Origin of the sequence: Bradyrhizobium huanghuaihaiense, assembly GCF_007830635.1 — a bacterium.
Lineage (GTDB): Bacteria > Pseudomonadota > Alphaproteobacteria > Rhizobiales > Xanthobacteraceae > Bradyrhizobium > Bradyrhizobium huanghuaihaiense.
The window spans coordinates 105,349-125,072 of record NZ_VLLA01000014.1 but is presented as its reverse complement, the minus strand read 5'-3'; the positions used below and the strand labels follow the sequence as shown (position 1 = coordinate 125,072).

The following is a 19,724-nucleotide window of genomic DNA, read 5'->3' as shown; positions in this document are numbered from 1 at the left end:
ACCAGTCGCAGCAGAGCGTGCTCCAGCTGCTCCGCTAACAAGCGGCTGACATCGCTAAGCAAGATCCGGCGGCGGGGCTTCGGCCCCGCCGCTTTTTTCGTTTATCGCTCGAGGGTTCGAGAGGGCAGGCGACACTCTGAAAAGTAACCAGCGGTTATGGTTAATGGAGCGTAAGCGCGAAGAATTGCCAATGATTTCAGACTGATTGTCGTCTCACTTCGCGCTTTGCTCCCGCTTATGGTGAACCGGCGCTTTTGCGAGCGATGTTCGTTTCACGCTTTGTTAGCCATGTCGGCGCACCCTGTGGCCGTCACTCGATCCAGAAGCGATCGAACGAAGACGCGTAAGCCAGAAGGGTAAGAGTCATGTCCGGTATTGTTCTCTCTGCGTCGGTTCGCCAGAACCTGCTCTCTCTCCAGTCCACCGCCGATCTTCTCGCCACCACACAGAACCGTCTGTCGACCGGCAAGAGCGTCAACTCGGCCCTGGACAATCCCACCAACTTCTTCACGGCACAGTCGCTCGACAACCGCGCCAGCGACATCAACAACCTGCTCGACAGCATCGCCAACGGCGTGCAGGTGCTGCAGGCCGCCAACACCGGCCTGACCTCGCTGCAGAAGCTGATCGACAGCGCCAAGTCGATTGCCAACCAGGCGCTGCAGACCACGGTCGGCTACTCGACCAAATCCAACGTCTCCACCACGATCGCCGGTGCGACCGCGGCCGATCTGCGCGGCACGACCTCGTTTGCCAGCGCGACCGCGAGCAGCAACGTGCTCTATAACGGCACGGCCGGCGGCACCACGGCGGCGACCGGCACCACCACGCTCGGCGCGACCATCGGCTCCTTTGCGAGCACGGGCGCAACGGCCGGTGATGGCACCACGGCCCTGAGCGGCGCCATCACCCTGATCGCCACCAACGGCACGACCGCGACCGGCTTGGCCGGCAACGCCCAGCCCGCTGACGGCGATACGCTGACCGTGAACGGCAAGACCATCACCTTCCGCAGCGGCGCTGCTCCGGCGTCGACCGCCGTCCCAGCCGGTTCGGGCGTCAGTGGCAACCTCGTCACCGACGGCAACGGCAACACCACCGTCTATCTCGGCACCGCGGGCACCCCGGCAGCGACCGTCAACGATCTCTTGTCTGCGATCGATCTGGCCAGCGGCGTGAAGACGGTCTCCATCAGCTCCGGCGCTGCGACGATCTCCGTGAGCGCCAGCCAGCCAGGTGCTGCGGTTTCGACCGCTGCTGCCGGCGCCGTCACGCTGAAGAGTTCGACGGGTGCAGATCTGAGCGTCACTGGCAAGGCCGACCTGCTCAAGGCCCTCGCACTGACGACATCGACGGGTGCAGGCAACGCCACCGTGAACGTCAACCGGACCACGAGCGCGGCCTCGCTTGGTGCGACCATCGCGGACGGTTCGACGCTGAACGTCGACGGTCACGTCATCACCTTCAAGAATGCGCCGATCCCGGGCTCGACCGGTGCGCCGAGCGTTCCGAGCGGTTATGGTGCCACCGGTAACATCCTCACCGACGGTAACGGCAACTCGACGGTCTATCTGCAGGCCGGCACGGTCAACGACGTGCTGAAAGCGATCGACCTTGCCACCGGCGTACAGACCGCGACGATCAACGCCAACGGCACCGCGACGCTTGCGACCGCCACCGGTCAGTCGAACTCGACGATCAATACGTCCGGTCAGCTCAAGATCTCGACCGGCATCAATGCCGATCTGTCGATCACCGGCACCGGCAACGTGTTGAACGTGCTCGGCCTCGCCGGCAACACCGGCAATGCGACCGCGTTCACCGCGGCCCGCACTTCCGGCATCGGCGGCATCGCCGGCAAGACCTTGACCTTCTCCTCCTTCAACGGCGGCACGGCGGTCAACGTCACCTTCGGCGACGGCACCAACGGTACGGTCAAGACGCTCGATCAGCTCAACACCAAGCTCCAGGCCAACAACCTGGCTGCGACGATCGACGCCAACGGCCTGCTGACCATCACCGCGTCCAACGACTACGCATCCTCGACGCTCGGCTCGATTGCGGCGGGCGGCGTGATCGGCGGCACGCTCACTTCGGCGCTGACGTTCTCGACGGCTTCCAACCCCGTCCAGGATGGGGTTGCCCAGACGGCGCGTGCCAACCTGGTGTCGCAGTACAACAACATCCTGAACCAGATCGACACGACCTCGCAGGACTCCTCGTTCAACGGCGTCAACCTCTTGAACGGCGACCAGCTCAAGCTGGTGTTCGACGAGACTGGCAAGTCGAGCCTGAACATCACTGGCGTGACCTACAACTCGAAGGGTCTGGGCCTCGCCTCGCTGACCGTCGGCTTCGACTTCATCGACAACGCCGCGGCCAACCGGGTGCTGACCAACCTGAACGCCGCCTCGAGCACGCTGCGCTCGGAAGCCTCGAGCCTCGGTTCGAACCTCTCGGTGGTGCAGATCCGTCAGGACTTCAACAAGAACCTGATCAACGTGCTGCAGACCGGCTCGTCCAACCTGACCCTGGCCGACACCAACGTCGAGGCGGCCAACAGCCAGGCGCTGTCGACCCGCCAGTCGATCGCAGTCTCGGCGCTGTCGCTGGCCAACACCTCGCAGCAGAGCGTGCTCCAGCTGCTCCGCTAACAAGTAGCTGACATCACTGAATAAAACCGGGCGGCGGGGCGATTTGCCCCGTCGCTCTTTTTGCGTCCGGAGGCGGGCAGGGGCGTTCACCGGCCATTAACCCTATCCCTTAAACCGGCGTTAACCATACTTTAAAGGACACCTCCTAAAACTGGACAAAAGCCCGCTCTCCAGACCCGCGCGGCCGATTCGTATCCGGTTCAAGAGGAAGACTCGCCAATGTCCAACATCGTTCTCTCGGCGTCAGTTCGCCAGAACCTGTTGTCGCTGCAGTCGACGGCCGACTTGCTGGCCACGACGCAGCAGCGCCTCGCGACCGGCAAGAAGGTCAACACGGCGCTCGACAATCCCACCAACTTCTTCACGGCGCAGGGGCTGGACAACCGGGCGAGCGACATCAGCAACCTGCTCGACGGCATCAACAACGGCGTGCAGGTGCTCCAGGCCGCCAATACCGGCATCACCTCGCTGCAGAAGCTGATCGACAGCGCGAAATCGATCGCCAACCAGGCGCTGCAGACCACGGTCGGCTATTCCACCAAGTCGAACGTCTCCACCACGATTCCCGGTGCGACGCCCGCCGACCTGCGCGGCACCACCTCCTATGCGAGCGCGACCGCCAAGAGCAACGTGCTCTACACCGGTGCGGCCGGTGGCGTGACCCCGGTTACCGGGAGTGCCGCGCTTGGCGCCTCGCTGGGCTCGAGCGCCGGCACGTTTACCGGCACGGCAGCGGTTGCCGCCGACGGCACCACCGCATTGTCCGGAACTGCCACACTGCTCGGCACCACGGCATCCACCAGCTTCGGCGCGCCGCCCGCGGATGGCGACACCATCACGGTGAACGGCAAGACCATCACCTTCCGCACCGGCATCGCTCCGACCACGCAGCCGACCGGCTGGGGCCTCGATGCCAGCGGACACATCGCCACCGACGGCAACGGCAATTCGATCGTGTATGAGGGAACGCCGACTGCGCCTGGCGCGACGATCAACGACGTCCTCACCGCGATCGACCTCGCCAGCGGCGTCAAGACCGCGACCATCAGCGCAAGCGCGGCGACCATCGCCGTCAGCGGCTCGGCGGGTCCCGTCGGAACGCTTCAGGTGGCATCCTCGATCACGGCGGGCGCTGTTACGTTGAAGAGCTCGACCGGCGCCGATCTGAGCGTGACGGGCAAGGCTGACTTCCTCAATAAGCTCGGTCTGACCGCGGCGACCGGTGCGGGCAATGCGAACGTGACCGCGAACCGGTCGACGACCGCCGGTTCGCTCGGCACGCTCGTTCAGGATGGCTCGACGCTGAACGTCGATGGCCACACCATTACCTTCAAGAACGCCCAGACGCCGCAATCGGCGGCAAGCGTGGCCACCGGCTATGGCGTCAGCGGCAACGTCGTCACCGACGGCAACGGCAACTCGACGGTCTATATCCAGAGCGCGACGCTCACCGACCTGCTCAACGCGGTCGACCTTGCCACCGGCGTGAAGACCGCCAGCATCTTCAATGGCGCGGCGACCCTCTCGACCACGGCGGGCCAGATCCCGTCGTCAGTCAACAGCAGCGGCCAGCTTGCGCTCTCCACCGGCATCAATGCCGATCTCTCGATCACCGGCACCGGCAATGCACTCAGCGCATTCGGCCTCAGCGGCAACACGGGCACGGCGACCGCGTTCACCGCGGCGCGCACCTCGGGCGTCGGCGGCATCAGCGGCAAGACGCTGACCTTCACCTCCTTCAACGGCGGCACGCCGGTGAACGTCACCTTCGGCGACGGCACCAACGGCACGGTCAAGACGCTCGACCAGCTCAACGCGCAGCTTCAGGCCAACCACCTGACGGCGACGATCGACGCCAACGGCGTGCTCACGGTGACGACCGTCAACGAATACGCCTCCTCGACGCTCGGCTCGACGACTGCGGGCGGCACCGTCGGCGGCACGATCACCGGTGTTCTGGCCTTCACCACGGCACAGCCGCCGGTCCAGGATCCCGTCGCGCAGACCGCACGCTCCAACCTGGTCAACCAGTTCAACAACATCCTGGCGCAGATCGACACGACGTCGCAGGACTCCTCCTTCAACGGCGTCAACCTGCTCAACGGCGATACGCTGAAGCTCGTCTTCAATGAGACCGGCAGCTCGACGCTCAGCATCAACGGCGTGGTGTTCAACGCGGCCGGCCTCGGCCTCAGCAACCTCGTCAACGGCGTCGACTTCATCGACAACGGCGCCACCAACAAGGTGCTGGCAAGCCTCAATGCCGCCTCGAGCAGGCTGCGCTCCGAAGGCTCCTCGCTCGGTTCGAACCTCTCGATCGTGCAGGTGCGTCAGGACTTCTCCAAGAACCTGATCAACGTGCTGCAGACCGGCTCGTCCAACCTGACGCTCGCAGACACCAACGAGGAAGCGGCCAACAGCCAGGCGCTGTCGACCCGCCAGTCGATCGCGGTCTCCGCGCTTTCGCTGGCCAACCAGTCGCAGCAGAGTGTGCTGCAGCTGCTCCGCTAGTTTCGCAGCGCAGGATCAGGATAGCGCGGCGGAGCTAACGCTCCGCCGTTCTTTTGAGGGAGATCGCTAAGACAAGATTAGCTGAGATCGGCGCGCATCACGTGAAGCGAGTTTACATCGCGCGTGCGTGCATCTAGCGTTTGCGCTGACGAAGAAACTCCGCGACCCGTAATAATCCGGAGTGCTTCCAAGCACACACGTAAGCAAATCTTAAGCGGTGCTGCCTAGGGTTGGGAAAGAAATCCTTAAGCGCGTTCAACGGGCTAGGTAAACTTCCAGGGTGTGATTGATGTCGAATTCCGCTGCCTCGGCTTATGCGCGTGTCGCAACGACCACCGCATCTCCTCGCGACATCGAGGCGCAGACTCTGCTCAAGGCCGCCAACAAGCTCCAGGATGCGGTGAACAATGCCGATCCGCTCAGTGAGCAGACGATGCAGGCGCTGATGTTCAATCGTAAGCTCTGGACGATCTTCCTGAGCGAAGCCATGCGCGACAGCAATCCGCAGCCGATCGACGTCCGGCAGAAGATCGCCAACATCAGCGTGTTCGTTTTGAGCCAGACCGCGGCGCTGCAGATGAGCCCGCAGTTCGATCATTTCCGTCCGCTGATCGAGATCAACCGGAACATCGCTGCGGGTCTGTCCGGCCGTCCGTGACGAGGCTTGTCACGGCCGACTTCGCGAGCGGCTCGTCGACAGCATATTGATCCAGCATCGGGATTTCACGCGCAGCTTCGCCATGAGCGCGCCGGTGCGTCCAACACCGTCACCAGCTCGACACCTGATCGTCAGGCGCTGAGGTCCGTGTTCAGCGGGCGCGAGGGCTTGGACTTCAGGTCCTCTGCATGGAAATAGGCGCGCCGGCGCAGCATCGCTTCGTCGGGGAACTGGTTGACCACCGCGTCGGTCTTGTCGTTGACCACCTGGAAAACGAAGGATGCGGCTGCCTGGTCGAACACGACCTGTCGCGAGATGTTTTCGTTGTTGTTCGGCAGATCATTGCGGACGGGTGCGCTGGTATCGCTCGCGGCGACCGTCTGGCTCACGGGCAAATCGGTTTGCACGGCATCGACCGCCGCCGAATTCGACGTCGTTATGATCTGCACGGGGGCCGGTATCCCCACCGGCCTGATGCTGAAATCTGTACTCATGGCAGCCTCCTGGTTGCCTTACGTGAGTCAAATCCCAACCCCTCTCAATACGCAACCATGGAACACCAGGACTGAAGACCCGGTAACGAAACGTGCCTAACCACGCGGCGACAACGCCGCGCGGTTTTTCGTAAAATTGTAGCCGTGCGCTCAGAGCGAACGGCTGACCGCGAGTGGAGTGATGTGGCGCGGGCCGGGAGCAGCGCGACGCCCGGCGGCAGTATAGGTATTCGGTACGTTGCGCTTCTGGATCTCGGCGTTGACGCCGCGCACGACGCTCTCGGAGACCGCATGCGCGGTCGCGAGCACGGTGAGGTTGACCTGAAGCATCGCGCGGAACGCATCGTGGTGCCGATGCAGCGTCGAGAGCAGCTCGGGCGCGGATTTCGCAAGCTGGGCCTGGTTCGCCTTGAGCTGGCTGACGGCGCCGACATAGTTGCGCGACAGCTCCTGCTTTCTGCCCTCCAGGGTCATGGCCTCGCGGACCTGTCCGGCCCGCACCAGCTCGGTCTCGCGCTCGATCAGGCTGAGCAGGGCGCTCATTGCGTCCATCAGGTCTTCCGCGAGCTTGCGCGCCTCGGCGCTGGCGGGCGCGTTGTTCGGGCGCTGCGCTTGCATCGACTGACGTGAGGCGTTGAACTGGTTCATCTCGTTGGACCTTATGCCGTACGGAGAGTGGTTTTCGCCTGCTGGATGATCAGGGTTCGATAGACGTCACGGGCGACACCGACGCCACCCGCATTGGCGAAGTTCTTGGAATATTGCTCGGTCAGCATCGAGCGCCATACGCCGGTACCGGGCGTGCTGCCGAACGGGCCATCGCCCTTCAGGCCCGAGGTCATCTGCGAGAACATGCTGTTGAGGAACATCGCCTCGAAGTCGGTGGCGGTCTTCTGCGACTTGGCCTGTTGCTGCGGCGAGACCTTTTGCAGGGCCGCGGCGAGCTCGAAATCGGGCCGGCCGTTGCGGCTCTCGACCGAGAAGGTCGGAGAGTACGTCGTGAGGTGCGGGGTGTTGATTGTGCTCGTCTGCATCACATCACCTCGATGTCGGCTTCGATCGCCCCGGCAGCCTTGATCGCCTGGAGGATGCTGATCATGTCGCGGGGGCCGATGCCGAGGCCGTTGAGGCCGTCGACGAGCTGCTGGAGCGAGACGCCGTCCTTGACGAGGGCCAGCTTCTTGCCGTCCTCGACGACGCTGACGCTGCTGCGCGGCGCGACCACGGTGCGGCCGCGCGACAGCGGGTTGGGCTGGCTCACCTGCGGGCTCTCGGAGATCGTGACGGTGAGGTTGCCCTGGGCGACCGCAACGGTGGCGACGCGAACGTCGCGGCCCATCACGATGATGCCACTGCGCTCGTCGATGATGATCTTGGCGGCGAGATCAGGATCGACCTGGAGCTGCTCGATCTCGGTGAGGAAGGCGACGACGTTGCCCTTGAACTCCGGCGGGATCGAAAGCTGAACCGTCGAGGGATCGATCGGCTCGGCCGTCTTGACGCCGAGATAGTCGTTGACCGCCGCCGCAATGCGCTTGGCGGTGGTGAAGTCGGCGTTGCGCAGCGCCAGGCGCACGTTCGGCAGCCGATTGAGCGCAAACTCGATCTCGCGCTCGATGATGGCGCCGTTGGCGATGCGCCCGACGGTCGGGACGCCGCGCACGATCTTGGCCGCCTCGCCCTCGGCCTGGAAGCCGGAGATCGCGAGCGAGCCCTGCGCCACCGCATAGACATTGCCGTCGGCGCCGAGGAGGGGGGTGACGAGCAGGGTGCCGCCCTGCAGGTTCTTGGCATCGCCGAGCGCGGACACCGTGACGTCCATGCGCGTGCCCTGGGTGGCGAAGGCCGGCAGATTGCCTGTCACCATCACGGCGGCGACGTTGCCGGTGCGGATGGTGGCGCCGCGGATGTTGACGCCCATGCGCTCGAGCATCGCCTGCAGCGACTGCTTGGTGAAGGGGATGTTGTTGAGCGTGTCGCCGGTGCCGTTGAGGCCGACCACGAGGCCGTAGCCGATGAGCTGGTTCTGCCGCACGCCTTCGATATTGGCGAGGTCCTTGATGCGCGAGGTCGCAGCAGCCGACGTGACCGACAACGCCAGCGCTGACAGCGCGGCGCAGGCCACTCCAACAATCCTCACCCAACGAACGCCTGGCATCCTCTGCTCCCCAAGGCTTCCAAAGAGCCTCCTCAAATCGACAAGACCTGCACGACACTCCCATGACGAGCTGGTCCGGCGCTTTCCTTGCGAGCGCTGTGCCAACGTGGGGCACGAGGGGTAGGCGGTTGAATAGGTTGAATAAATCTATTTCGACCGGTGTCAGCGGGCGTTCGCCTTCAGGAGCGAAACTGCCGCCTGTCGGCAGATTTTGCCGAGCCGTTTACGCGTCGTTAACCATAAAACGGCGAATGTGGCGCATCGATCACCCGGATTGCTTCCGATGCGCATCTACGGACCGAACGGCACCACGCTTGGAACGCCGGCCAGCCAGGCCAGACGGACCGGCTCCGGCACCTTCGTGCTGCCCGACACCTCATCGGCGCAGGAGACGCGGAGCGCTGCCGCACCGAAAGCCGCCGCCAACATCGACGCGCTGCTCGCGCTGCAAGGTGTCGAGGAGGATCCGGTCGAGCGCCGCAAGCGCTCGGTCGCCCGCGGCAGGACCGCGCTCGACGTGCTCGACGAACTCAAGATGGGGCTGTTGTCCGGCAATCTCGACGCCTCGACCGTGATGCGGCTGCGCGACGCCGCGGCGAACCTGAAATCGTCCTCGGGCGATCCCGGACTGGATTCCGTGCTCTCGGAGATCGAGCTGCGCGTCGAGGTGGAACTGGCGAAGGCCGGGCAGGCGTAGTCACGTTATCCGTCACCCTGAGGCGCCGGAGCGAAGCGGAGGCCTCGAAGGGCGACGGCCCCGCTGAAGCATCTCGGCCGCGCATCCTTCGAGGCTCCCGGCGCGATGCTTTGCATCGCGCCACTCGCACCTCAGGATGACGGGACTTCTGTAAGCGATCTTCACACGCACCCTACGCCGCTTCTTCCTTCAACTGCGCGTCGTAGCGGCGCTGGGCGGCGAGCACGTCTTTCAGATTCTGTTCGGCCCAATCGCGCAGGGGATCGACGGCGGCAGCGAGCGTCAGCCCGAGCTGCGTGATCGAATACTCCACCGTTACGGGCACGGTCGCGATGGCGCGGCGCTTGATCAATCCGTCGCGTTCGAGCGACTTGAGAACCTGGCTCAGCATCTTCTGCGAAATGCCTTCAATCGTGCGGCGCAACTGATTGAAGCGCATCGGTTCCTCGCGCAGCAGCAAGAGGATCAGCACCGCCCATTTGTCGCCAACGCGGTCGAGGATCTGGCGCGTGGGGCAATTCGCTGCATAGACGTCGGGCTTCATCGTCGTGTCCTCGATCATTCCGGCCGCCCGCGCGCGTCGGTTACGTGCGCCGGTTACTCCGGCGTAATCAGGTAAGCACAAAGTGCTCTCTTAACACCAGCATTCTTTACGATATCTAGTCACCATTAGTTACCACAGAAACAAAGGAGCCTTCCAATGAAAATCGTAGTCGCCGGCGCCTCGGGCCGGGCAGGGTCGGAGATTACCAAGGAGCTGTCGCGTCGCGGTCATAGCGTGACCGCCATCGCCCGGAACCCGGAGAAGATCGCAGCCCTGCCGAACGTCACGCCGACCAAGGGTGACGTGCTCGACCAGGCGGGCTTGGCCAAGCTGTGGGCCGGGCACGACGTTGCCGTGAGTTCCGTCCACTTCCTGGCCAGCGACGCGCTGAAGCTGATCGGCGCGGCCAAGGCCTCCGGGGTGGGCCGTTACCTCGTCGTCGGCGGAGCCGGTAGCCTCGAAGTCGCCCCCGGCGTGAAGCTGGTCACAACTCCCGGTTTTCCGGCCCAATACAAGGCCGAGGCGGAGGCGGGCTCTGCCTTCCTGGATTTGCTGCGACAGGAAAAGGACCTGAACTGGACCTTCATCTCGCCATCGGCGCTGTTCATCGAGGGGGAACGCACCGGCAAGTTCCGCCTCGGGACCGATCAGCTTCTCGCAGATGCGAACGGCAAGAGTTGGATCAGCTTCGCCGACTACGCCATTGCGCTGGCTGACGAGATCGAGAAGCCGGCCCATCTGAAGCAGCGTTTCACGGTCGGTTACTAGGCCTTCGGCCGCCCCCGGGCTCTTGCGGATAAACCTTCCTGTGCAAGGGTTTGGGGGCGGTAACCGAATGATTAAGGAAATATTGTCTGTCACAGGAGGCCGCTATATAACGCCCCGCTCAACGGACCCCGTTCCGTTTGCGAGTCGTTGCTTAGACAGATAGGCCGCCCTTGGAAAAGTTGAAAAACTACCGACCGACCGAAAAAGAGCCTTTCATGAACGACCGGCAGAAGGAGTACTTCCGTTTGAAGCTCCTTGCCTGGAAGGATGAGATCCTCAAAGAGTCCAAGCTCACCCTGCAAGCCCTGCAGGAGGAGAACGTGAACCACCCCGATCTCGCCGATCGGGCATCGTCCGAAACCGACCGCGCCATCGAACTCCGTGCCCGCGACCGCCAGCGCAAGTTGATCGCCAAGATCGACGCCGCGCTCCAGCGGATCGAGGACAACACCTACGGCTATTGCGAGGACACCGGCGAGCCAATTTCTTTGAAGCGGCTCGAAGCCCGGCCCATCGCAACGCTCTCGGTGGAAGCGCAGGAGCGCCACGAGAAACGCGAGAAGGTTTATCGCGACGAATAAGGTCCGAGCCGCAGAGATGCGGCTCTTTGTTTTTGAACCCAAGGCGCCATTTCGCGCCGTGCTCGGCATTTTGCCTGCCGCCTGCCGCCGCGCGCATCCACATGCGAGCGCAATCGCGAAAAGTGAATCGCGATCAATGAGCTAGACTCGATTCCTCCGAGCTCACGTGAGTTCGGATGAGAAATAGCCTTCACTTCAGGTGCGGGAGATTTTGCGAGTCGCATCAACGAGATCGGCTCGGATGCTGAGTGGCAGATCGAGCTGCATCAAGCAGCGCTGCAATCAGGCCTCATGCGACGCCACGAGGCGCGCGTCCCCATAAAGCCTCGACCAGCTCAATATTTCCTTAAACGCCGGGAGCAGGCCGTAGGCCGCATCCGTCAGCTCGTACTCCACCCTTAGGGGTTTCTCCGCAAAGGCCGTTCGGGACACCAGCCCGTCCTGCTCGAGCTCGCGCAGTTGCGTGGTCAGCATGTGCTGGGTGATGCCGCCGATCGACCGCCGCAAGGCGCCGAAGCGAACCGCGCCGTTCATCAGGGCGAACAGGATCTCCAGCTTCCACTTGCCGCCGAGGGCATGGATGGCCCGCTTGAAGTCGGAGAGCAGGGCAGGGTCGGGGCTGCAATCGCAGTCGCCGTCGCAAGGGTTGGTCAGGTTTTCCATACCGGTCTCGAAATCCATTCTACTTGTGCCCCGGCAGATAGTGACCAGATGCGGCCTTGAGCAGGGTGGCGGAACCCATTCGTTGGCCTGCGCAACGTGGGGAATTTGGCAATGAGCACTGTTCTGGTCACCGGCGGGTCCGGCTTCGTCGGCATCCATGTCATCCTGCAACTTCTGGCCGCCGGCCACACAGTGCGGACGACGGTGCGCCGGCCGGAGCGTCAAGCCGACGTGCTGGCCATGCTGCGCGAGGGCGGGGCGGCTTCGCCCGAGAGCCTGGCCTTCTTCACCGCCGATCTCACCCGGGATGACGGCTGGCAGAAGGCGGTCACGGGCTGCGACTATGTTCTCCATGTTGCTTCGCCGCTCTCGACCAGTGTTCCCAAGGACGAGAACGAGATGATCATCCCGGCTAGGGACTGAACGCTCCGGGTACTCCGGGCCGCGCGCGAGGCCGGCGTCAAACGGGTGGTGATCACCTCGTCGCTGGGGGCGATCGGCTACGGCCATCCGCCCCGCGAAAAGCCGTTCGACGAGACCGACTGGACCAATCTCGGCGGCGCCGACGTGCAGCCCTACATCAAGTCCAAGACGCTGGCCGAGCGGGCGGCCTGGGATTTCGTCGCGCGCGAGGGCGGGCTCGAATTGTCGGTCGTCAATCCCGCCGGTATCTTCGGTCCCGTGCTGGGGCCCGACTTTTCGGGCTCGATCGAGATCGTCAAATCGCTGCTCGACGGTGCCATGCCGGCGGTGCCGCGGGTCTATTTCGGCGTGGTTGATGTGCGCGATGTCGCCGACCTTCACTTGCGGGCGATGACGGCGCCGCAGGCTAAAGGCGAGCGCTTCATCGCGGTGTCCGGGGAGACGATGTCGATCCTCGACATTGCCCTTGTGTTGCGGCGGGAACTAGGGCCGGCCGCGCGCCGGGTTCCACGGCTCCAGGCTCCAGACTGGCTGGTGCGGCTGGCCGCGAACCGGATTCCGTTGCTGCGCGCGGTCGTGCCGATGCTCGGCAGGGTGCGGCATTCCACCAGCGCCAAGGCGAGGTCGCTGCTCGCAGGCGCGGTCCAACGATGAGGCGATCCTTGCGACCGCCGAGAGCCTGATCCGGCTTGGGCTCGTCAAGCCGTGAGGCCCGTCGCTCGCGCTTGTCAGGCTGGGGCGGGGATGCTGAAGTGCCGTCCTCGATTTGCGTAGCGTGGGAGCCGGCGCCGATGGACAAGATTCTCGAAGCCGCAAAGGCGATCGCGCTGGCGCGCCGCAACCATGCGCCGCTCGCGGACCTCGAAGTTCCGCTGGCCGACGAGGCCGAGGGCTACCGGGTCCAGCGCGCCCTGCATGATCTGCTGCTGCCGCATGCCGGGCCGCTGGTCGGCTACAAGATCGGCTGCACCAGCCAGGTGATGCAGGATTATATCGGTATCCCGCATCCCTGTGCCGGCGGGGTGTTCCAGAAGGGCGTGCACGACAGCGGGGCGAAGCTCGCCGCCGCCGACTATGTCCGCGTCGGCGTCGAATGCGAGATCGCGGTGCGGCTGCAGCGCGACCTCGCCGCCGGCGAGGCGCCGTTCACGGCCGAATGGGTCGGCGAGGCCGTCGAGGCCTATCATCCCGCGATCGAGATCGTCGACGACCGCTACGTGAAATGGGAGACGATGGGCGCGCCGACGCTGATCGCCGACGACTTCTTCGCCGCCGGTTGCGTGCTGGGCCCGTCGGTGCCGCGCTCGTCGGTGCCGGACCTGAAAGCGGTCAAGGGCCGCGCCATCGTCAACGGCGAGGAGGTCAGCCACGGCACCGGCGGCGACGTGCTCGGCCATCCCCACAACGCACTCGCCTGGCTCGCCAATCATCTCGCCGCCGAAGGCAAGGGCCTGCACGCAGGGCAGCTCGTGTTGACGGGAAGCCTGGTGAAGACGCTGTGGCTGAAGGCCGGCGACAAGGTGCGGATGGAGCTGGACGGGCTGGGCGTGGTGGAGGCGAAGTTCAAGTGAGCTCTCGCCACGGCGTCATTGCGAGCGTAGCGAAGCAATCCAGAGTCTTTCCGCGGCGGAAGTCTGGATTGCTTCGCTACGCTCGCAATGACGGAGTGTGTGGTGGCGGCGTTGCAATAATGTCGCGGACTTGCCCCGCCGTTTGTAGTTTCTGAATTTCAGACGGGACGCATCTTGCGCCCGCCCGCGATCGGGTATATGAGCCCCGTCCCATTCAACCTGCGCGTTCAACAATGAGGAGACCAGCTGTGAGTACTTTGTGGCGATCGACACGCTCCGTGCCGACGCTCTCAGTGCGTCCGGCTGACAGTCATCCAATCATGTTGAACGACAATGGCACATTCGTTGATTCAGCGCCGGCAGGAGGCCGAGCGCGCGCGGGTTGAAGCCTACGAGCTTTCGCTGCGGCACGTGTCGCAGCGGACGCGTCCTCCACCGGATTTCGAGACCGCGATCTACGAGGCCAGGCGTGGCTTCGAGGCGGACGTCGTGCGCGACGCCCAGGCCTGGAAGCCGCGGATGAAGACTCGCGATGCCGCGCGTCTCCGTCTTGCCGCGGCTCGCTATCTCTTCGCGCGCTATCCTGTTGCAGAACCTCTGGAGCAGATCTGGATCGACGCCGCGGGACTGGATGCCGCCGAGATTGCGCTGCGCAAGCGCTGGTACGTGGTGGCGGCCGGTGGCGGTTCGCTGCACGGCGCAGGTGCGGGCGCGTGGCTGTCCCGCAAGGAGGTCCATGCGTTCCTCAATCCGCTGGGACGTCTCGACTTCGAGGCTGCGATCTGGCAGGCGATCGCGCGATCCTACGCGAGCGATCCCGGCGTTGCGCTGCGAATCGCGCGCACCAGGATCACGCAGACGCCCCGTGCCGAGCATGGCTTCTGGCGCGAGGCGGTGCGCTTCTTCTGCGCGCATCCCACCACGGTCGAGGAGATGGACGACCTCCACGATTACCTCGCCGCTTGCTACCGGCGGAATCCAGCGTTCAGCCTCAAGGGGCGCACGCTGACTTCGCTTGGTCGGCAGATGCGCGAATGGCATCGCGATCTCGAAGCGGTCGCTCGCATCGAGGCTGCACGCCGTCGCGCCGAGGCTCTGCGGAACCGTGCGCGAGGGCTGGCGGCGGGCACCGTCGACGACGCCTGGCGAGGTGCTGCGATCGCCGACTGGTCGTGGACCTTGTCGTTCAAGGATCGCAGCAGGCGCGAGGAGTATGTCGTCGTCCAGCTGCGTACTGCCGCCGATCTTGTGGCTGAGACGCGCGCCATGCGCCACTGCGTCGCGACCTACGCGGCAAAGTGCATCGCGGGCCACGCGTCGATCTGGTCGCTACGCCGCCGTGCCAACGGTCGTACCGAGCGGCTGCTGACCATCGAACTTGATCCTCGTTGTCGGGCGGTTCAGGTTCGCGGGTTTGCAAACCGCGCGCCGCACGCCGGGGAGCGCAAGGTCCTGGAGCGGTGGGGGCAAGCCCGCGGGATCGCGCTCCTCTAACAGAGACCTGCGCCGCTACGGCGGCGCAGGCAAAATACATGCGGCCTCCGGCAGGGGAGCTACCGGAGGCCGCGTAGTACACCGTCGTTCGCGCCTAGGTTCGCGAACACGATGTGGGAGCTCTTGAAGAGGCTTAGAAGGGCAGCAGCACGTCCATGACCTGCTGGCCGTAGCGCGGCTGCTGCACGTCCATGATCTGGCCGCGGCCGCCATAGGCAATGCGGGCCTGCGCGATCTTGGTGGAGTCGATGGTGTTGTCGCTCTGGATGTCTTCGGGGCGGACGATGCCGGCGACCACGAGCTCGCGGATCTCGTAGTTGACGCGGATCTCCTGCTTGCCCTCGACCACGAGATTGCCGTTCGGCAGCACCTGGGTGACGACCGCGGCGACGTTGGTCTGCAGCGCTTCCGTGCGGTTGACCGAGCCCTTGCCGTCGCTGGAGGCGGTGGCGTCGGCAGTGAGGATGCGGCCGGGCAGGATCTTGTTCGCCTGCGTGATGGTCTTGGACCCGATGAAGTCGGTAATGCCGGAATCTTCCTTGTTGGTGCGGCTGCGCTGGGTCTCGTTGGCGATGTTGGCCTTGTCGGTGATGTTCACGGTCACGGTCAGGAGGTCGCCGACCTGGCGGGCGCGCTGGTCCTTGAAGAAGGCGCGGCTGCCGTTGCGCCACAGCGAGTTCGGATTGTAGGAGGCCACTTCCGGCTTCGGCATCGGCATCTGCACCGGCTTGTAGCCGGGCTGCGTCGTCGGATTGTCGATCGCGGACAATTTCGGCTGCTCGCCGATCTGCGACAGGCGGTCGATCGAGGAGCAGCCGCCCAGTGCGCAAGAGGCCAGCAGCAGGGCAGAGATCGCGATGCGACGAAGACGGGAAGCCGAACTGAACGAGGACATGACTTACTCTGACTTGGCTGGAGCTTGCGAGACGCGGGCTTGCGGGATCTGGGCTTGGGCGACCTGGGCTGGCGAGGCGGGGGCCTGGACCAGGTTACGAATGAGGGCTGCAGTGTCGACGGGCGCGGGCGCTTCATCGCGCTTGAGCGAGGAGGTCTGCTCGACCGCGGGCGCCACCGGCGCGGACTGGCTGGCACCCTGCACGGTGACCTGGCCGCGGCCGGTGACGACACCGGTCAGCGTGCGCTTGGATTGCAGGTTGAGCACGGAGACGGTGTCGCCCTCGGCGCCGCTCTCGATCGCCTTGCCGCGCGTGGTGAGGTAGAGGCCGGGCACCTGATAGATGATGGTGACGCTCTGGTCGCGCTGCACGAAGTCGGGCTTGACGATGTCGGCGACGCGGATCGGCGTGCCCGCCCGCATCGGCCGGCGCAGCTGCATGCCGATGGTGCGATCGCGCGAGGCGGGCTCGCCGGTGACCTCGGCCTTGGGCCGGCGCTCCAGCGAGATGTCCGAGGCTTTCAGCATGTCGGAGCGGTCGATGTCGCGGGTCAGCACGGCGACTTCCACGGTCTCGATCGCGGTGCCGGTGAAGCGCAGCTTGGTTGGCGTCGGGTTGTTGTCGTTGTTGATCTCGAAGGCGATGTCGAAACGGCCGCTGCGCGCGTCGTAGCGGGTTGCGACCGGCTGCAGCGCGCCGGTGTTGGAGGCGTCCAGCCGCATGTCGGAGACGCCGCGGTCGAAGGTGACGGTGATGTTGGCGGCATCGCCAAGGCCGAAGCGGCGCTCGAGCGCGAAGGCCACCGCGTTTTCGAGATCCCTGTTGGCGAGCGTGCGGGCGAGGCGGGTGACCTGGACTTCCTTGATGTCGCCGGTCATCACGCCGATCACCTGTTTTCCACGCAACACCGAAAGCACCTGGGCGACCGGCAGCGCACCGGTGGTGCCGAGATCGGGCGAGCGGTAGACCGGGATCAGCGCGGCGGAGCCGGCATTGTCGACGAGGTCGCCGACCCGAACCACGTCCGAGGTCACGGTGACGTTCGCGCGCAGCGTCGGCGCGGCGATGCCGTCGTCGGCGGCTTCTGCCGGCAGGGCCAGCAGCAGGAGCGCGGAGATCGTGGCGATTGTGGTCCGGATCATCGTCATCACCTCAGCGGAACAGCGCCGTGGTCGATTGCATCATCTGGTCGGCGGCGCTGATGACCTTGGCGTTCATCTCGTAGGCGCGCTGGGCGGCGATCAGGTCGCTCATCTCCGAGACGACGTCGACATTGGCCTGCTCGAGGCTTCCCTGCGTGATCTTGCCGTAGCCTTCGGCGTTCGCAGTGCCGTCCTGCGGCGGGCCGGAGGAAGGCGTCTCGGTGAACTGGTTGCTTCCGACAGGCTGCAAACCCGCCTTGTTGATGAACCGGGTCACGCCGATCTGGCCGATGATCGAGGAGGTCGACGAGCCCGGCAGCGTCACCGAGACCTGGCCCTGCTCACTCACGGAGATGCCCGAGGCGTTGTTCGGGATGGTGATGGTCGGCTGCACCGGGTTACCCTGCGCGGTGACGACGCGGCCCTGGTTGTCCATCTGGAAGGTGCCGTCGCGGGTGTATTGATAGGTGCCGTCGGGCATCAGGATCTTGAAGAACCCTTCGCCCGACATCGCGAGGTCGAGGTCGTTGCCGGTCTGCGACAGCGTACCCTGCGTCATGCTGCGGGGCGTGCCGACGGTCTTGACGCCGCCGCCGATGTCGACGCCGACCGGCAGGATGGTGCCCTGGTCCGAGGCCTGCGCGCCGACGCGGCGCACGTGCTCGTAGATCAGGTCCTGGAACGCCGCGGTCTGCTTCTTGAAGCCTGTGGTGCGGAGGTTCGCGATGTTGTTGGAGATCACCTGAACGTTGAGTTCCTGTGCCGCCATTCCGGTCGCTGCGGTGTGAAGCGCCTGCATGTCAGTTCTCCCTCAATCAGGCCGGGACGTCGGCGAGCTTCTCGATCGCCGATTTGTGGAGGTCGCTCTGCTGCTGCAGCAGGTTGGCGATGGCGGTGTAGCTGCGCATGACTTCGACCATGCGGGTCATCTCGCCGACCGAGTTCACGTTCGACTTCTCGATGTAGCCCTGCTGCACGGTCGACTTGGTGTCGGCCTGCTGGTTCGCCGACCCCGCACTGTAGAGGTTGGTGCCGAGCTTGGTCAGCTTGGCCGGATCGTCGAACGAGACCATGCGGATCTTGCCGCGGATCGAGTCCGTCTTGGCGGTCCCTTCGAGCACGGTGACGGTGCCGTCGGGGGCGACGTTGATGTCGTGGTCGGTCGGCTGGAAGGTGATCGGGCCGCCGGTGCCGAGCACGAGGTTGCCGTCGGAGGTGACGAGCTGGCCGGTGCTGTTGAGCGTGAACTTGCCGTCGCGGGTGTAGCGCTCGGCGCCGTTGGCCTGCACGGCGAAAAAGGCATTGCCGCTGATCGCCATGTCGAGCGGGTTGTTGGTCGGCTCCATCGGCCCCTGGCCGACGTCGCGGAAGGTGCCGCGGTCCTGCACATAGGAGACCCGGCGGTCGGAGCCGATGAAATTGTCCTCACGCGCGTTCGAGTTGAGGTACTCCTCGAACAGCGAATGGTCGGCCTTGAAGCCGTTGGTGTTGGCATTGGCGACGTTGTTGGCGACGACATCCATCTGCCGTTCCAACGTCATCTGCCGCGACAAGCCGATCAGAAGCGCGTTCTGCATCGGAAGATCTCCCCTGAGTGAGATCTGCCACCTCGCTCTCCCAAGCGCCTTGGCCGACCCCGTGAACGAGACCGTCGGGTTCTCCCAAACCGTTCGGTCTCGGTCCTCTCTCAGCGAAAGCCGTGCCAACCTGAAAATGTATGTAATTTCAATTATTTGACGATTTTTCGAGGGCGCGGGAAGGCGGCAGAAAGGTTCTGTTAGCCATGTTTGCCCGGCAGATTTTTCCTAGCTGAAGCCCAATCGAAAGAAACCGTTAACCATTATTACCGTAGCGTTTGCGGGCAAGAGGAGCGCATTGCGCTGGGGCATTTGTATCGCGTCACTGTCTGCCAGGAGGCTTCGCTCTTTCGACCCTTTATAAGATGAGCGAGCCCGGACGATCATGGCAGATGAAGCGGAAGGCGGCGCAGCCGCCGAAGGCGCGGAAGCCGCTGCCCCCAAGAGCAAGTTCAAGCTGATCCTGATCGTAGTCGCCGTGCTGGTCCTGCTCGGCGGCGGTGCCGCGACCTGGTTCCTGTTTTTCCGCCATGGCGACGACGAGCATCACGCCGAGGCGGCGCCTCCGCCGAAGCCGCCGGCCTTCGTCGACGTGCCCGACATCATGGTCAACCTCGCCGGCGCGCCCGGTGAGCGCGTGCAATATCTGAAGCTGAAGATCGTGCTGGAGCTGAAGGAAGAGAAACAGATCGAGGCGATCAAGCCGACCATGCCGCGCGTCACCGACATCTTCCAGACCTATGTCCGCGAGCTGCGCTCCTCCGACCTCAACGGCTCCGCCGGCATCTTCCGCCTCAAGGAAGAGCTGACCAAGCGCGTCAACGCGGCGGTCGCGCCGATCCAGGTCAGCGCGGTGCTGTTCAAGGAAGTCGTGATCCAGTGATGATGCTGCG

General features: G+C 64.5%; 19 protein-coding genes and 1 pseudogene. 10 read left to right on the top strand and 10 right to left on the bottom strand.

Going from position 1 to position 19,724, the window contains the following annotated elements; genetic code table 11:
* Positions 1–365: 365 nt before the first annotated feature.
* The 3 genes from IQ16_RS26155 to flaF all read left to right on the top strand — a co-directional run bounded on the left by IQ16_RS26155 (position 366) and on the right by flaF (position 5,823).
* Entirely contained in the window at positions 366–2,654 is a 2,289-nt protein-coding gene (locus tag IQ16_RS26155; protein WP_018642832.1) for a DUF1522 domain-containing protein, read from the top strand.
* Between the two features lie 219 nt (positions 2,655–2,873).
* Positions 2,874–5,165, top strand: coding sequence for a DUF1522 domain-containing protein (locus tag IQ16_RS26150; protein ID WP_018642831.1), 2,292 nt, complete (start codon positions 2,874–2,876; stop codon positions 5,163–5,165).
* 289 nt (positions 5,166–5,454) lie between these two features.
* Complete coding sequence (flaF, locus tag IQ16_RS26145; protein WP_018642830.1) at positions 5,455–5,823, top strand: flagellar biosynthesis regulator FlaF; 369 nt, start codon at positions 5,455–5,457, stop codon at positions 5,821–5,823.
* Positions 5,824–5,954: 131 nt separating this feature from the next.
* On the opposite strand, the gene IQ16_RS26140 is transcribed toward flaF, so the two are convergent.
* The 4 genes from IQ16_RS26140 to IQ16_RS26125 all read right to left on the bottom strand — a co-directional run bounded on the left by IQ16_RS26140 (position 5,955) and on the right by IQ16_RS26125 (position 8,475).
* On the bottom strand, positions 5,955–6,317 hold the full coding sequence (locus IQ16_RS26140) for a hypothetical protein (RefSeq protein WP_018642829.1): 363 nt from the start codon (positions 6,315–6,317) through the stop codon (positions 5,955–5,957).
* Positions 6,318–6,467: 150 nt separating this feature from the next.
* Positions 6,468–6,965: a hypothetical protein gene (locus IQ16_RS26135; RefSeq protein WP_018642828.1), complete on the bottom strand. Its 498-nt coding sequence runs from the start codon at positions 6,963–6,965 to the stop codon at positions 6,468–6,470.
* An 11-nt stretch (positions 6,966–6,976) separates the two neighbouring features.
* Positions 6,977–7,351 (bottom strand): flagellar assembly peptidoglycan hydrolase FlgJ, encoded by a 375-nt coding sequence (gene flgJ, locus IQ16_RS26130; protein ID WP_018642827.1) that lies wholly within the window; start codon positions 7,349–7,351, stop codon positions 6,977–6,979.
* Positions 7,351–8,475: a flagellar basal body P-ring protein FlgI gene (locus IQ16_RS26125; protein ID WP_026311965.1), complete on the bottom strand. Its 1,125-nt coding sequence runs from the start codon at positions 8,473–8,475 to the stop codon at positions 7,351–7,353. The genes flgJ and IQ16_RS26125 overlap by 1 nt, the downstream gene beginning before the upstream one ends.
* Before the next feature lie 283 nt (positions 8,476–8,758).
* On the opposite strand from IQ16_RS26125, the gene IQ16_RS26120 reads away from it, so the two are divergent.
* On the top strand, positions 8,759–9,172 hold the full coding sequence (locus tag IQ16_RS26120) for a flagellar assembly protein FliX (protein ID WP_018642825.1): 414 nt from the start codon (positions 8,759–8,761) through the stop codon (positions 9,170–9,172).
* Positions 9,173–9,344: 172 nt separating this feature from the next.
* On the opposite strand, the gene IQ16_RS26115 is transcribed toward IQ16_RS26120, so the two are convergent.
* On the bottom strand, positions 9,345–9,716 hold the full coding sequence (locus tag IQ16_RS26115) for a winged helix-turn-helix transcriptional regulator (protein WP_026311964.1): 372 nt from the start codon (positions 9,714–9,716) through the stop codon (positions 9,345–9,347).
* 156 nt (positions 9,717–9,872) lie between these two features.
* Here IQ16_RS26115 and IQ16_RS26110 point away from each other — a divergent pair, with 156 nt between their 5' ends.
* Both IQ16_RS26110 and dksA read left to right on the top strand, forming a co-directional pair.
* Positions 9,873–10,484 carry an NAD(P)-dependent oxidoreductase gene (locus IQ16_RS26110; RefSeq protein ID WP_018642823.1) on the top strand — a complete coding sequence of 204 codons (612 nt, stop codon included), beginning with the start codon at positions 9,873–9,875 and terminating at the stop codon, positions 10,482–10,484.
* 215 nt (positions 10,485–10,699) lie between these two features.
* Positions 10,700–11,065 (top strand): RNA polymerase-binding protein DksA, encoded by a 366-nt coding sequence (gene dksA / locus IQ16_RS26105; protein ID WP_008554760.1) that lies wholly within the window; start codon positions 10,700–10,702, stop codon positions 11,063–11,065.
* 282 nt (positions 11,066–11,347) lie between these two features.
* On the opposite strand, the gene IQ16_RS26100 is transcribed toward dksA, so the two are convergent.
* Positions 11,348–11,746: a winged helix-turn-helix transcriptional regulator gene (locus tag IQ16_RS26100; RefSeq protein WP_018642822.1), complete on the bottom strand. Its 399-nt coding sequence runs from the start codon at positions 11,744–11,746 to the stop codon at positions 11,348–11,350.
* Positions 11,747–11,839: 93 nt separating this feature from the next.
* On the opposite strand from IQ16_RS26100, the pseudogene IQ16_RS26095 reads away from it, so the two are divergent.
* The 3 genes and pseudogenes from IQ16_RS26095 (at position 11,840) to IQ16_RS26085 (ending at position 15,216) form a co-directional block, all read left to right on the top strand.
* A pseudogene (locus tag IQ16_RS26095) lies at positions 11,840–12,860 on the top strand (SDR family oxidoreductase).
* Between the two features lie 82 nt (positions 12,861–12,942).
* Positions 12,943–13,722, top strand: coding sequence for a 2-keto-4-pentenoate hydratase (locus tag IQ16_RS26090; RefSeq protein WP_018642821.1), 780 nt, complete (start codon positions 12,943–12,945; stop codon positions 13,720–13,722).
* 333 nt (positions 13,723–14,055) lie between these two features.
* The gene (locus tag IQ16_RS26085; protein ID WP_018642820.1) at positions 14,056–15,216 is read left to right on the top strand and encodes a PcfJ domain-containing protein; all 1,161 of its coding nucleotides are present in this window, start codon (positions 14,056–14,058) and stop codon (positions 15,214–15,216) included.
* A gap of 133 nt (positions 15,217–15,349) precedes the next feature.
* Here IQ16_RS26085 and flgH read toward each other — a convergent pair whose 3' ends face one another.
* Genes flgH through flgF form a run of 4 tightly spaced genes read right to left on the bottom strand, consistent with a single transcriptional unit; the run spans position 15,350 to position 18,831 of the window.
* Entirely contained in the window at positions 15,350–16,111 is a 762-nt protein-coding gene (flgH, locus tag IQ16_RS26080; protein WP_018642819.1) for a flagellar basal body L-ring protein FlgH, read from the bottom strand.
* Positions 16,112–16,114: 3 nt separating this feature from the next.
* Positions 16,115–17,254 carry a flagellar basal body P-ring formation chaperone FlgA gene (flgA, locus tag IQ16_RS26075; RefSeq protein ID WP_026311963.1) on the bottom strand — a complete coding sequence of 380 codons (1,140 nt, stop codon included), beginning with the start codon at positions 17,252–17,254 and terminating at the stop codon, positions 16,115–16,117.
* Positions 17,255–17,264: 10 nt separating this feature from the next.
* A complete protein-coding gene (gene flgG / locus IQ16_RS26070) occupies positions 17,265–18,053 on the bottom strand; it encodes a flagellar basal-body rod protein FlgG (RefSeq protein WP_018642817.1) in 789 nt (262 codons plus the stop codon).
* A 16-nt stretch (positions 18,054–18,069) separates the two neighbouring features.
* Positions 18,070–18,831 (bottom strand): flagellar basal-body rod protein FlgF, encoded by a 762-nt coding sequence (gene flgF / locus IQ16_RS26065; protein ID WP_018642816.1) that lies wholly within the window; start codon positions 18,829–18,831, stop codon positions 18,070–18,072.
* Positions 18,832–19,216: 385 nt separating this feature from the next.
* Here flgF and fliL point away from each other — a divergent pair, with 385 nt between their 5' ends.
* On the top strand, positions 19,217–19,714 hold the full coding sequence (fliL, locus tag IQ16_RS26060; RefSeq protein ID WP_018642815.1) for a flagellar basal body-associated protein FliL: 498 nt from the start codon (positions 19,217–19,219) through the stop codon (positions 19,712–19,714).
* Positions 19,715–19,724: the final 10 nt, after the last annotated feature.

What these genes read in the sequence shown, in the direction of transcription:
- flaF (WP_018642830.1), top strand. Translation starts at nt 5,455, where the DNA reads ATGTCGAATTCCGCTGCCTCGGCTTATGCGCGTGTCGCAACGACCACC.
- flgG (WP_018642817.1), bottom strand. Translation starts at nt 18,053, where the DNA reads ATGCAGGCGCTTCACACCGCAGCGACCGGAATGGCGGCACAGGAACTC.
- flgJ (WP_018642827.1), bottom strand. Translation starts at nt 7,351, where the DNA reads ATGCAGACGAGCACAATCAACACCCCGCACCTCACGACGTACTCTCCG.
- IQ16_RS26090 (WP_018642821.1), top strand. Translation starts at nt 12,943, where the DNA reads ATGGACAAGATTCTCGAAGCCGCAAAGGCGATCGCGCTGGCGCGCCGC.
- flgH (WP_018642819.1), bottom strand. Translation starts at nt 16,111, where the DNA reads ATGTCCTCGTTCAGTTCGGCTTCCCGTCTTCGTCGCATCGCGATCTCT.
- IQ16_RS26085 (WP_018642820.1), top strand. Translation starts at nt 14,056, where the DNA reads ATGGCACATTCGTTGATTCAGCGCCGGCAGGAGGCCGAGCGCGCGCGG.
- IQ16_RS26110 (WP_018642823.1), top strand. Translation starts at nt 9,873, where the DNA reads ATGAAAATCGTAGTCGCCGGCGCCTCGGGCCGGGCAGGGTCGGAGATT.
- fliL (WP_018642815.1), top strand. Translation starts at nt 19,217, where the DNA reads ATGGCAGATGAAGCGGAAGGCGGCGCAGCCGCCGAAGGCGCGGAAGCC.
- IQ16_RS26115 (WP_026311964.1), bottom strand. Translation starts at nt 9,716, where the DNA reads ATGAAGCCCGACGTCTATGCAGCGAATTGCCCCACGCGCCAGATCCTC.
- IQ16_RS26100 (WP_018642822.1), bottom strand. Translation starts at nt 11,746, where the DNA reads ATGGATTTCGAGACCGGTATGGAAAACCTGACCAACCCTTGCGACGGC.
- dksA (WP_008554760.1), top strand. Translation starts at nt 10,700, where the DNA reads ATGAACGACCGGCAGAAGGAGTACTTCCGTTTGAAGCTCCTTGCCTGG.
- IQ16_RS26125 (WP_026311965.1), bottom strand. Translation starts at nt 8,475, where the DNA reads ATGCCAGGCGTTCGTTGGGTGAGGATTGTTGGAGTGGCCTGCGCCGCG.
- IQ16_RS26155 (WP_018642832.1), top strand. Translation starts at nt 366, where the DNA reads ATGTCCGGTATTGTTCTCTCTGCGTCGGTTCGCCAGAACCTGCTCTCT.
- IQ16_RS26135 (WP_018642828.1), bottom strand. Translation starts at nt 6,965, where the DNA reads ATGAACCAGTTCAACGCCTCACGTCAGTCGATGCAAGCGCAGCGCCCG.
- flgF (WP_018642816.1), bottom strand. Translation starts at nt 18,831, where the DNA reads ATGCAGAACGCGCTTCTGATCGGCTTGTCGCGGCAGATGACGTTGGAA.
- flgA (WP_026311963.1), bottom strand. Translation starts at nt 17,254, where the DNA reads ATGATCCGGACCACAATCGCCACGATCTCCGCGCTCCTGCTGCTGGCC.
- IQ16_RS26150 (WP_018642831.1), top strand. Translation starts at nt 2,874, where the DNA reads ATGTCCAACATCGTTCTCTCGGCGTCAGTTCGCCAGAACCTGTTGTCG.
- IQ16_RS26140 (WP_018642829.1), bottom strand. Translation starts at nt 6,317, where the DNA reads ATGAGTACAGATTTCAGCATCAGGCCGGTGGGGATACCGGCCCCCGTG.
- IQ16_RS26120 (WP_018642825.1), top strand. Translation starts at nt 8,759, where the DNA reads ATGCGCATCTACGGACCGAACGGCACCACGCTTGGAACGCCGGCCAGC.